This window comes from Chryseobacterium sp. DZ-32 (genome assembly GCF_059587025.1).
The window spans coordinates 51,107-63,642 of the sequence record NZ_JCAIOM010000016.1; the positions used below are offsets into that span (position 1 = coordinate 51,107).

Genomic DNA, 12,536 nt, shown 5'->3' on the forward strand with positions numbered 1-12,536 from the left:
TAATTATATGTTTATTATTTCTTCATACAGCTCATCTGATAATCTGTCGTAAACACTCATGGTTTTTCCAAGAATAATCTGCCCGTATGAAAGGCTTTCTGAATCTAATGAGTTTTCAGCGGCATAGGGTTCATTTAAATCAATTCCATTTTCGTTGGCCAATCTTTTGATCAGCTCTTTATATTTCTCATTAAATTTTCCTAATAGCTCAAGTCTTTCCTGCTCATCAACGGAGGAAGCTTCCTGAGTTAAATACTGTTTTTCAATTAAAAGTCTGGTCTCCAGCTCTGCCCTGAATTCATCTATATTCATTATTTTTTTAAATGTAGCAATTTAACAATCTATCAGTTTAGCAATGTTTATGAAATGATTGTTCTATTGATAAAATGATAGATTGGTATATTTTATAATTTACGAAGTAAAGGACTTTGCCTGTATCTTTCTTCCTGATATTCTTCGTAAAGGCTCTGAAGGGTTTCGGAGATTTTTGTATACCCGATTTCTTTACCCCAGCTTAATAAACCTTTCGGATAGTTGACGCCTTTCTGCATTGCCAGCTCGATATCTTCGTCATTGGCAACGCCTAATCTTTTGGCTTCAATAGCCTCATTGATCAACATGGAAATGATTCTTAAAAAGATCTGCTGGTATAAAGCATCGTCTTTCTGAGGAATAGGTTTTTCTGCTCCTTCGCTGTAATCGTAGAAACCTTTTCCTGTTTTTCTGCCGTGAAGTTTGGCTTCAGACATTCTTTGCTGTAATAAAGACGGCTTGTATTTCGGATCGTAGAAATAATCTTTGTACACAGTAGTTGTTACGGCAAAATTCACATCCACTCCGATAAGATCCATTAGTTCGAAAGGTCCCATTTTGAAATTCCCCAACGTTTTCATGGCTTCATCCACCTGTTCCGGTGTAGCGATATTTTCTTCAACAATCCTAAGGGCTTCCCCATAGTAAGGTCTGGCAATTCTGTTGACGATAAACCCGGGAATATCTTTGGCAATAACAGGAGTCTTCCCCCATTCTTTCATGAGGTTATAGATTTTTTCTGCTAATGTTTTTTCTGTTAATAAGGATGGAATAACTTCCACTAAAGGCATCAATGGGGCCGGATTAAAAAAGTGAATTCCGATGAAACGCTCCGGTTTTTTGAGTTCTGCACCCAGAGAGGTGATAGAGATAGATGAGGTATTGGAACTAAGAATACAGCTTTCTGAAACATAATTTTCAAGCTCTGTAAACACTTTGGTTTTGATCTCTTTGTTTTCGATAATGGCTTCTATAATCAGCTCACAGTCTTTGAAATCCTTCAGTTCTGTAGCAATGGAAATATTAGCTAAAATTTCAGTCATTTTCTCTGCCGAAATTTTTTGTTTATCAACCAATTTGGTCAAGGTTTTTTCCAAACCTACCGTTGCCGTTTCTACTTGTTTTGCGTTGGCATCATAAACCCATACTTTGCATCCGTTCGTTGCGGCTACTTGTGCAATGCCGATTCCCATGGTTCCGGCACCGATAATTCCTACATATTTCATAATGTAACAGTGTATCAATGTAACAATGTAACAATCATTGTCATGCTGAGCTTGTCGAAGCATCTCATTGATAAACTGCTACATTGGTACATTGTTATATTAGTTCTTATTTTCCTTTATAATTAGGTTTTCTTTTCTGTAAAAAGGCATTTACTCCTTCAATGAAGTCTTCTGTTTCTGCAGCTTCCTGCTGAAGATCACCTTCCAGTTCAAGCTGTTCTTTCAATGTGTTGTTATAAGAATTGGCAAATGCTTTTTTCGTAAGCTTGATGGCTGCTGTCGGCATGTTTGCCATTCTTTCAAGAATTTCCATAGATTTCGGAACAAATTCTTCTTCAGTGAACACTTCTGCTACAAGGCCATGCGCTTTAGATTCTTCTGCAGATAATTTTTTACCTGTAAATGCTAAATAATTGGCTAATTGTCTACCTAGAAGTTTCGGTAAGAAGTACGTTCCTCCTGTATCAGGAATCAAACCGATATTTGAAAATGCCTGAGCAAAATATGCTTTCTCATTCGCTAGAACGAAGTCAGAGATTAACGCCAACATTGCTCCAGCTCCTACTGCAGGACCGTTTACTAAAGCAATAACCGGTTTTTTGCAACGGGTAACTTCCATTACTAATGGATTGTAATAGTCTACCACAATTTTTCTGATGATGTCATGATCATGGTGTTCTTTGCCTACTACAAAAGCTTCGTCCAGATTCTGACCTGAGCAGAATGCTCTTCCTCTTCCGGAAATGGCAACACATCTTACCGTTTCGTCTTCGCTGCACTCTTTAACAAAGTCTCTAAGATCTGATAAAGCCGGTTTTGTAAGGGCGTTCATCGTTTCCGGTTGATTAAGATATGCGATTTTCAGCTTTCCGTCAAAATGCGTTTCAATATCAAGTTGTGTATACATAGTTTTTATTAATTTATTATTTAACAACGCACTAATTTAACAATATAAATCAATGTAACGGTCTAATAATTTAACATTATAACAATTCCTTCGTTATGCTTTGCATAGCCGTAAAATTTGTTGTGTATGGGTTGATTATTCATCAATGACATTTAAAATAATCAAATGGCTCCAGGCAGTCTAAGCATTGATACGAGGCCTTACACAAAGTAGACCCGAATCTGCTGATCTGTTTGGTATGCTCGGAACCACAGCGCGGACATTTTTTCGGTTTTCCGATGTGGTGTTCGTCTGCTCCTTTTTCGGGAGGAGTGATTCCGTAAACACGGAGCTTTTCTCTCGCTTCATCAGTAATCCAGTCTGTTGTCCAGATCGGAAACATCTTGGTGACTACTTTTGCATCCCATCCGTTTTCTTTCATCATTTTGATAATATCCTCCTCAATGGTAAACATAGCTGGACAAGCAGAATAAGTTGGCGTAATCGTTACTTCACAAGAGTTCTCGCTGGTAATTTTCGCTTCTCTTACAATACCCAATTCCACAATATTGATTACCGGAATTTCCGGATCGGGAATGGTTTTTAATAAATCTAAAAGCTGATTCATATTTTATTTTTTATCAGAATCAAGGATTATTTTCATTGCTTTCTGATAATCTAAATTATCTGTTATGCCGTTGTGATACTGATCTTTTAATACAATCAGACGATCACCTTTTTTAAAGTTATTTTTAAGTTTTAAAGAGGCTTTATAGTTAATAACCTCATCTTTATCACCGTGAAAAATAACGACTGGTGACTTAACGGTTTTTAAATATTCACAAGTCTCAAAATTATATTTCAGCAAAAACTTCGGAAGGAATGAAAATTTCTGATTCATTTCATCTTCCATACTGTAATATGGTGCCTGTAAAATCAATAATCCTGCATTATGCATGGATGCTAATTTTGCAGCTAATCCTGTTCCTACAGAATATCCCAAAATAATAATTCTGTTTTCCGGATATCTTTTCAAAAGCTCTTTGTAGGCACTTTCAACATCCGAAAAGATCTGATTTTTATTATTAATTTTATCTTCACTTTTTCCGTAACCCCGGTAATCAAGTATCAAAGTATCATAATTCAGACTTTGATACAGCTGAACTACTACTCCCCAGCTTTTTATTGATCCTCCGTTTCCATGAAGATAAAAGATGACTCCTTTTGGATTTTGAGCTTTGAATAAAACAGAACTCAAATGCTTTCCATCCTGCATTTTAATGGGTACTTCTTCAAAATCACCATCAAATGTAAACTTGTAATTTTCGGGTAACTTTTCAGGATAAAAAATAATTTTCTCCTGATAGAAATAGATTCCAACACATAGTATCACATAGGCTGCAAGAAAAAAAGCCAATATCCCAAGAAGCAACTTCTTCATAATTTACTACCACGTACAGCCAGGATACGCTCTCTGCATATACTGAAGCTCACAAAGGATATATCCGAAATACTCTGTATGATATCCTGTTCTTGATTTGGGCTGCATGAAATGATTTTCCGGATATTCTAAACCAAAATCTGCAAAATCTTTCTTGGTAATCGCAAGAAATTCTTCGTAAAGCGCATCTGAATTGGGAGCAATATTCAAGGCAACAAGATCATCTTCACCTTCTGTTTTAGCAAAAAGACCTTTCGTATATTCCCAGATATTTTCTATAGCTTTTACCAGACGGGACTTACTTTCTTCTGTTCCCTGAGCAAAGATTTTCATCCAGGATGCAGCGTGTGTATAGTGATATCTTACTTCTTTCAGTGATTTTTGAGCAATGGCAGCCAATTCTTCATTAGCAGAGTTTGATAAAGCCTCATACATCAGTTTCTGATAGACAGATAATACGTATACTTTAAGAATAGTCTGTGCATAATCTTCATTAGGAAGTTCTACCCAATGGGCATTCACATATTCATGCTCATATCTTAAAAATGCGATATCATCTTCACTTTTACCGTTATCAATCATTCTCGAAGCGTAAACGTAAAAGTTATTCGCCTGACCTAGTTCATCCAACGCAATATTTGTCAATGCAATATCTTCCTCTAAGTAAGGACCTTCACCGCACCATTCAGACAGACGCTGTCCCATAATGAAACTGTCGTCTGCAAGTTTTAATAAATAATTATATAATGGGTTCATTATTTTAGCTTTTGGCTTTTGGCATGTAGCTTTTAGCAAATTGCAAGCAGCTAATAGCCATTAGCATTTTTACATATTTTTTACGTCGTTAGGAATCTCGTAGAAAGTTGGATGACGGTATAGTTTATCATCAGCCGGATCAAAGAATGCTTCTTTATCTACTCCTTCCGAAGTCACAATATATTTACTTGGAACAACCCAAACAGAGGTTCCTTCTTTTCTTCTTGTATAAACGTCTCTTGCGTTCTGCAAAGCCATTTCTGCTGTTGGTGCCTGTACAATTCCAACGTGTTTGTGAGATAATCCCGGTTTAGTCTGAATAAACACTTCCCACATATCTAAATTTGCCATAATCAAATTAATTTAACAATGTATCAATGTACCAGTTTAACAATGAAATGCTTCGACAAGCTCAGCATGACAATGATTGTTACATTTCTACATTGGTATATTGTTACATTATTATATTACTTCTTTTTGTTGTTTTTCTGCAAAAGCCGCCGCAGCTTCTTTTACCCAAGCATTCTCTCTTTGAGCTTTTCTCTTCGTTTCGATACGCTTTTTGTTGCAAGGACCGTTTCCTTTTAAGATTTCCATGAATTCATCCCAGGGAAGTTCTCCGAAATCGTAATGCTGTCTTTCCTCATTCCATTTCAGATCTTTATCAGGAATGGTTAATCCTAAGAATTCAGCCTGAGAAACGGTAACATCGATAAATCTCTGACGAAGACTGTCATTACTTTCTCTTTTTACTCTGTAGTTCATAGAGATTTTAGAGTTGGGTGAGCTGTCATCATTAGGTCCGAACATCATCAGAGCCGGCCACCAGAAACGGTTTAATGAAGCCTGAGCCATTTCTTTCTGTTGTTTTGTTCCACGGCACAATGCCATAAGAATTTCATACCCTTGTCTTTGGTGGAAAGATTCTTCCTTACAGATTTTCACCATCGCTCTTGAATAAGGACCGTAAGAATTCCCCATCAGCATTACCTGGTTCATAATAGCCGCACCGTCTACTAACCAACCGATGGCACCGATATCAGCCCAGCTTAGGGTAGGATAGTTGAAAATACTTGAATATTTTGCTTTTCCTTCCAGCATATCATCATAAGTAGCATCTCTGTCTGCTCGGATGCTTCCGTCTCCTAATGTTTCGGTAGCAGAATAAAGATATAAGCCGTGGCCTGCCTCATCCTGAACTTTGGCTAAAAGAGCCATTTTTCTTCTCAATGAAGGCGCTCTGGAGATCCAGTTGGCTTCCGGCAACATTCCTACAATTTCAGAATGCGCGTGCTGTGAAATCTGACGAACCAGTAGCTTTCTGTAATCATCAGGCATTACATCTTTTGGTTCTACTTTATTTTCTTCGTGAACGTATTGAACAAATTTTTCTAAGTCCATAATTTTTTCAATTTAACAATGTATTAGTCTAGCAATGTACCAATGATTGTTATATTGATACATTGTTATATTGTTACATTAATTTTTAAACATCATAATTAAGCATCACCACATTCGTTGTCGGGTGACATTGGCAGGTAAGAACATAGCCTCTGGCTACTTCTTCTTCGGTAAGCGCATAGTTTTTCTCCATGAAAACTTCTCCTTCCAGAACTTGTGCTTTACACGTACAACAAACACCTCCTTTACATGCAAAAGGTACAGGAAGATTGTCTTTCAATGCTTTATCTAAGATACTCTCTTTTTTAGAATTAAGGTGGAACGAATATTCATCGTCATCAATGATTACCGTTACCATACTTTCAATATTGGCAATGGCTTTGAATTCATCACTCATTTCCTCCGTATTTTCTTCATCCGGAGCGGTGAAATATTCAAATAATACCTGGATAGCAGGTACTTTTTTATCTTTTTTCAGATAGTCTGCAATCCCTTTAATCATTTCTGAAGGTCCGCAAATAAAATAAGTAGCTTCTTTTACATCAATATCTGTATATCTTTCAAACAGCTGTTCTAATTTTTCTGATGAAATCCTTCCTTCAAAAACCGGATCTTCATGTTTCTCACGGCTTACTAAATAAACCACTTTAAGCCTGCCATTGAAGTGTTCAACCAGTTTATCAATCTCTGCTTTTCTTAAAACATGATTCATGCTTCTGTTGCTGTAAAACAGATAAGCATTACTGTTAGGTTCCTGATAAAGACTTTCTTTAATATTGGATAATACAGGCGTAATTCCGCTACCTGCAGCCAGTCCGACATAAGTTTTTACATTGCTTGGATGATAAGAGGTATTAAAACCACCCATCGGAGGCATTACTTCCAGCACTTCATCCATATGAAGATGCTCATTGAAATAGCCAGATACCTTTCCACCCTCCAATAATTTCACCAATACCTCCAGTGTATTGCCTTTTTCACTTGGAGCATTACAGATAGAGTAAGAACGTCTTTCTTCATTTCCGTTGATCATCATTCGGAAATTCAGATATTGTCCCTGCTTGAACCTGAACTTATCTTTCAGTTCTTCAGGAATTTCTACCGCCACATTCACTGCTTCGGAAGTATCTTTCTGAACTTTAACTGTTTTAAGTTTATAAAATGAATTCATTATTTTTTTAGTATTCTATTAATTTTTCCACCTTCGCACTTTGGCAGGCTGTCCTGAGCATGAACTTTTACTTTCGTAGTGATTCCTACTCTCTTTTTTATTTCGTTTTCTATGTTTTTCCCAAAGTTGCCGACAAAATTAAAATAATCATCGGTATTGGCTTCCATTTTCTGAGATTTTACCAATTCGTCATCTATTTCAACATCAATATCCAAAGCAATACACATGTGTTCTTTCTCTACAGGTGTTAAATAGTAATTGGGAACCACTCCTTTTACATAAGAAAAAGCATCTTCAATCTGGCTTGGGTATACGTTTACTCCTCTTACGATCAGCATATCATCTGCTCTTCCTACGATAGGTTTCATTTTCACCATTGTTCTTTTGGCATTTTCATCGTAGTAAAGACTTGTAATGTCATTCGTCCAGTAACGTAAAAGCGGCATTGCTTTTTTAGTTAAAGTAGTAATCACTAAAACCCCTTCTTCTCCAAAAGGAACCGGCTGTTTGGTAACAGGATCCAAAATCTCGGGATAAAAATGATCTTCCCAGATATAAGCTCCTCCCTTCTCTTCGAAATCCTCCATGGAAACTCCGGGACCGATAATTTCGCTTAATCCATAGATATTGGTTGCATGAACGCCTAATCTTTCTTCAATGTGTCCTCTGATAATCTCCGTCCATGGCTCTGAACCCAGCACAGCGTATTTAAGACTGATTTCATCTGCTGATATTCCTCTTTTTGCAAATTCATCTGCAATCGTTAAAGCATATGAAGGAGAACAGCAGATCACTTCCGGTTTAAAATCTACAATAAGATCTACCTGTCTTGCCGTCATTCCCCCTGAAATGGGAAGAACACTCATTCCCAGCATTTCGGCTCCGTAATGAAGACCTAATCCTCCTGTAAAAATCCCATAACCATAAGCATTATGTAACTGCATTCCCGGTTTAGCACCAGCAGCATTCAGTGATCTTGCCACCACTTCACTGAAAAGCTCTACATCTTCTTTTGTATATCCTACCACAGTCGGTTTTCCTGTCGTTCCGCTTGAGCAGTGAATCCGCTGAAGCTCATTTTTAGGAACCGTAAATAATCCGAACGGATAGTTATCTCTTAAATCCTGCTTGTAAGTAATAGGAAGTTTAGTGATATCCTCAATCGACCTTATATCCTGAGGGGATATTTGAAGTTCATCAAATTTCTTTTTATAAAATTCCGACTTCTCTCCCAAATAGCTGATCAGGCTAATCAACCGGTCGGATTGAAGCTGTCTCAACTGACCCAGCTCCAGATATTCAACTGAAAAATCCATAAAACTAACTAACATTTGTTAGGTGTAAATTTAAAAAGATTTCGGAAGCTGGCAAAATTTTTATGACTTTTGTCATATTTTGAATGATTCTAAATAAGAAAAGTGCTTAAAATTATGTCCAATGTCATTCTGAGCGGAACGAAGTGTAGCGAAGAATCTCTTATTAAATACATGATTAAATAACATAACTATGAGATTCTTCCTTCGTCAGAAATCGAAGATTTGATGTAGTCAATGACAAACGGCGTGCTTATTTCTTCTGGTTTCCAAGCAGGCCGAAAAGAATTTTCTCTCTGATTTCTTCTGTAATTTCATCCGTAGAATCGCTGCTTCTTTTGAACCAGAAATAGGAATTATTTAAAGTATGAAGGATAAATCTGGTGGTAAATGATGGTGATTTCAGTTCCCAGTTTTCTGCTTTGTAGATCTCAAAAATCAGTTGTTCTACTTCCTGCTGGTAGTTTTTCCTTAATTCTACAAATTCGGGAAGCCTTTCCTCAAGATGTTTCCATTCATTGGAATAGATATGGGTAACATCACGATTTTTAAGAACAACAGATAAGTGTTTATCTAATAAGAGATTCAGTTTTTCTCTGGGAGCGATATTGGTATTTTTTACTTCCTGAAGTTCATCGAAAAACTCCTGAGCAATGCCAAAGCAAATCCATTCCAGAATTTCTTCCTTTGAACGGATATGTGCATACAGTGATGCAGCTTTGATATTAAGTTTTGTAGCCAGGTCTCGTACTGAGCTTCCCATATACCCTTTCTCTTTGAAAAGTTCTACTGCTACGTTGAGTATTTTTCTCTGTTTTTCTTTGAGTTCCATCTGGTAAAATGCAAAAGTAATTATTCTGATTTAAACTGTCGTTTTTTTGATCATAAAAAGAAAAAAGTCTTCATCTTCAGTTTAATCGTTGAGTTATTTATCTGCTATGACGATTTGTTCATCAATTATAAAGAGATAATGACGAAACCGGAAATTTTGTCAAGTTAAATTTCCGTTAAAAATATAATATCCGGAAAATTTGTCCAGTTTTTTTGTAAATTTAATAATTGAACAGTTTTTGCGATACAGTCATCGAATAAATGATTAAATAATTGATGGCATTAAGAAACTAAGCCTTAGAATTTGGTTTCTTGATGTTTTTTAAAAACTAAACTTTAAACGAATCATTACCAAAAATATATAAAATATGAACTTAAACCAATATACTGTAAAATCACAGGAAGCCATCCAGGCAGCACAACAGGTTGCGATGGAGTTTGGCAACCAAAGCATTGAACCTCAACATCTTCTTGAAGGAATTTTTCAGGTAGATGAAAATATTTCGCCTTTCTTATTAAAAAAATCTGAAGCAGATGCAGCATTAGTAAGAGAGCGCAACCGTGAAAATTTAGAAAAGCTTCCTAAAGTTCAGGGAGGAAATATTTATCTTTCACAATCTGCCAACAAAGTATTGCTGGACGCACCAAATATCGCTAAGAAGATGGGTGACGAATATGTAACGATTGAACACTTATGGCTATCTCTTTTGGACACCTCTTCTGAAGTTTCCAAAATGCTGAAAGATATGGGTGTAACCAAAAATCTGCTGGAAGGCGCAATTAAAGAATTAAGAAAAGGAAGTAAAGCTACTTCTGCAAGTTCAGAAGAAACGTATCAGTCTTTAAATAAATATGCTAAAAACTTTAATGAATTAGCAGCAGAAGGTAAGCTGGACCCTGTCATCGGACGTGATGAAGAAATCAGAAGAGTTTTGCAAATTCTTTCCAGAAGAACAAAAAACAACCCTATCCTTATCGGGGAACCGGGAGTAGGTAAAACCGCAATTGCTGAAGGAATTGCCCACAGAATTATCAGTGGCGACGTCCCTGAAAACCTGATGGATAAAACTCTCTATTCATTAGACATGGGAGCTTTGATCGCCGGGGCAAAATACAAAGGTGAATTTGAAGAGCGACTGAAATCTGTGGTGAATGAGGTAATCAAGTCTGATGGACAGATTATTCTTTTCATTGATGAGATCCACACTTTGGTAGGAGCCGGAGGTGGTGAAGGAGCAATGGATGCTGCCAACATTCTGAAACCTGCTCTGGCAAGAGGAGAATTAAGAGCGATTGGTGCCACTACATTGAATGAATACCAAAAGTATTTTGAAAAAGATAAAGCGTTGGAAAGACGTTTCCAGAAGGTAATGGTGGAAGAACCGGATACTGAATCTGCAATTTCTATCCTTCGTGGTATTAAAGATAAATACGAAGCTCACCACAAAGTAAGAATCAAAGATGAGGCAATTATTGCCGCTGTGGAAATGTCTCAAAGATATATTTCAGACCGTTTTTTACCGGATAAAGCCATTGACCTTATTGACGAAGCTTCTGCAAAGCTGAGAATGGAAATCAATTCCAAACCGGAAGAACTGGACGTTCTGGACAGAAAACTCATGCAGATGGAAATTGAGCTTGCTGCTATTTCAAGAGAAGGCAACCAGACCAAGATTGATCACCTTAAGGAAGATATTGCAAAAATATCCGAACAGAGAAATGAGATCAATGCCAAATGGCTGAAAGAAAAACAGAAAAGTGAAGATCTTACCCAGATCAAAAAAGATATAGAATCTCTGAAACACGAAGCAGAAAGAGCTTCCAGAGCCGGAGATTATGCAAAAGTAGCGGAGATCCAATACGGAAAACTTCGTGAAAAGGAAGAAGAGCTTGCCAAGGTTGAACTCGAAATGCAGAATCATCAGAATGAACTGATCAAAGAAGAAGTGACTGCTGAAAACATCTCTGAAGTGATTGCTAAATGGACAGGTATTCCTGTAACTAAATTGCTGCAATCAGAAAGAGATAAGTTATTGAATCTTGAGGCCGAACTGCATCATAGAGTTGTGGGACAGGATGAAGCGATTCAGGCGGTTGCAGATGCGATCAGAAGAAACAGAGCCGGATTGAGTGATGATAAAAAGCCTATCGGATCCTTCTTATTCCTGGGAACTACCGGAGTAGGTAAAACGGAGCTGGCAAAAGCACTGGCGGAGTTCTTATTTGATGATGAGAACAATATGACCAGAATTGATATGAGTGAATATCAGGAACGTCACAGTGTTTCCAGATTAGTAGGAGCGCCTCCTGGATATGTGGGATATGATGAAGGCGGACAATTGACTGAAGCGGTTAGAAGAAGACCTTACTCCGTAGTGCTTTTAGACGAGATTGAAAAAGCACATCCTGATGTCTTCAATACATTACTTCAGGTTTTGGATGACGGACGTCTGACGGATAATAAAGGCCGTGTAGTGAATTTCAAGAATTCCATCATCATCATGACCTCGAATTTAGGATCACATCTGATTCAGGAGAATTTTGAGAATCTTACGGAGGAAAATCAGGATGAAATTGTGGATAAAACAAAAGACGAAGTATTCGATCTGCTGAAACAAACGCTCCGTCCGGAATTCCTGAACAGAATTGATGAAATTGTACTCTTCCAGCCTTTAAGAAAAAAAGAAATCGGAAAAATTGTTCAGTATCAGCTGAGAGGGTTTAATGAAATGTTATCTAAACGAAACATTATTATGACTTTCACTCAGGACGCAGTAGATTATCTGATGGACAAAGGATATGATCCTGCCTTCGGAGCAAGACCACTGAAGAGAGTAATTCAGCAGGAAGTTTTAAACAAACTTTCTAAAGAGATTCTTGCAGGAAATGTAAATGATGGAGATAGAATTACGCTGGATTACTTTGTAGAAACAGGTTTGGTTTTCCGACCTACTGAATAATAAAATAGTTTTTTTCATATACATTATTTTTGTAAGTAAGTGCTGTAGAATAATCTGCAGCACTTATTTTTTATACCAACATCTTTTTAAGCAATTTATTTTCAATAAATAATAATTTACATTTAATTTCAAATTTTTAGAAAAAATATCCCTATTAAAAAATCTAATCTGTAGCATATTTATTAAAAAAAAATATTAATAATGTAAATATTTCATACAAAATAAAAATAAATTAAATT

12 protein-coding genes are annotated in these 12,536 nt (G+C 36.8%); 1 reads left to right on the forward strand and 11 read right to left on the reverse strand.

Annotated elements, in window-relative coordinates:
* Nucleotides 1-3 precede the first annotated feature (3 nt).
* The 11 genes from AC59HC_RS17270 to AC59HC_RS17320 form a co-directional block, all read right to left on the reverse strand.
* Entirely contained in the window at nucleotides 4-312 is a 309-nt protein-coding gene (locus AC59HC_RS17270; RefSeq protein ID WP_496559052.1) for a hypothetical protein, read from the reverse strand.
* Nucleotides 313-404: 92 nt separating this feature from the next.
* Nucleotides 405-1,538, reverse strand: coding sequence for a 3-hydroxyacyl-CoA dehydrogenase NAD-binding domain-containing protein (locus AC59HC_RS17275; protein WP_496559053.1), 1,134 nt, complete (start codon nucleotides 1,536-1,538; stop codon nucleotides 405-407).
* Nucleotides 1,539-1,644: 106 nt separating this feature from the next.
* Nucleotides 1,645-2,445: an enoyl-CoA hydratase/isomerase family protein gene (locus AC59HC_RS17280; RefSeq protein WP_062672201.1), complete on the reverse strand. Its 801-nt coding sequence runs from the start codon at nucleotides 2,443-2,445 to the stop codon at nucleotides 1,645-1,647.
* A gap of 142 nt (nucleotides 2,446-2,587) precedes the next feature.
* Nucleotides 2,588-3,052 carry a 1,2-phenylacetyl-CoA epoxidase subunit PaaD gene (gene paaD, locus AC59HC_RS17285; RefSeq protein ID WP_202840492.1) on the reverse strand — a complete coding sequence of 155 codons (465 nt, stop codon included), beginning with the start codon at nucleotides 3,050-3,052 and terminating at the stop codon, nucleotides 2,588-2,590.
* Nucleotides 3,053-3,055: 3 nt separating this feature from the next.
* A complete protein-coding gene (locus tag AC59HC_RS17290; protein WP_202840490.1) occupies nucleotides 3,056-3,865 on the reverse strand; it encodes an alpha/beta hydrolase in 810 nt (269 codons plus the stop codon).
* Between the two features lie 6 nt (nucleotides 3,866-3,871).
* Nucleotides 3,872-4,621: a 1,2-phenylacetyl-CoA epoxidase subunit PaaC gene (gene paaC, locus AC59HC_RS17295; RefSeq protein ID WP_202840487.1), complete on the reverse strand. Its 750-nt coding sequence runs from the start codon at nucleotides 4,619-4,621 to the stop codon at nucleotides 3,872-3,874.
* Nucleotides 4,622-4,690: 69 nt separating this feature from the next.
* A complete protein-coding gene (gene paaB, locus AC59HC_RS17300; RefSeq protein WP_002981782.1) occupies nucleotides 4,691-4,972 on the reverse strand; it encodes a 1,2-phenylacetyl-CoA epoxidase subunit PaaB in 282 nt (93 codons plus the stop codon).
* 111 nt (nucleotides 4,973-5,083) lie between these two features.
* A complete protein-coding gene (gene paaA, locus AC59HC_RS17305) occupies nucleotides 5,084-6,022 on the reverse strand; it encodes a 1,2-phenylacetyl-CoA epoxidase subunit PaaA (protein ID WP_110010672.1) in 939 nt (312 codons plus the stop codon).
* Nucleotides 6,023-6,107: 85 nt separating this feature from the next.
* Nucleotides 6,108-7,193, reverse strand: coding sequence for a 2Fe-2S iron-sulfur cluster-binding protein (locus AC59HC_RS17310; RefSeq protein WP_330745192.1), 1,086 nt, complete (start codon nucleotides 7,191-7,193; stop codon nucleotides 6,108-6,110).
* Nucleotides 7,193-8,509, reverse strand: coding sequence for a phenylacetate--CoA ligase family protein (locus AC59HC_RS17315; RefSeq protein ID WP_343641142.1), 1,317 nt, complete (start codon nucleotides 8,507-8,509; stop codon nucleotides 7,193-7,195). Before AC59HC_RS17315 ends, AC59HC_RS17310 begins: the two co-directional genes overlap by 1 nt.
* Nucleotides 8,510-8,759: 250 nt before the next feature.
* Nucleotides 8,760-9,338, reverse strand: a complete 579-nt coding sequence (locus AC59HC_RS17320) for a TetR/AcrR family transcriptional regulator (protein ID WP_202840481.1) — start codon at nucleotides 9,336-9,338, stop codon at nucleotides 8,760-8,762.
* Between the two features lie 367 nt (nucleotides 9,339-9,705).
* Between AC59HC_RS17320 and clpB the strand changes: the two genes are divergently transcribed.
* Nucleotides 9,706-12,297 (forward strand): ATP-dependent chaperone ClpB, encoded by a 2,592-nt coding sequence (clpB, locus tag AC59HC_RS17325; RefSeq protein ID WP_202840478.1) that lies wholly within the window; start codon nucleotides 9,706-9,708, stop codon nucleotides 12,295-12,297.
* The last annotated feature ends 239 nt before the right edge of the window (nucleotides 12,298-12,536 follow it).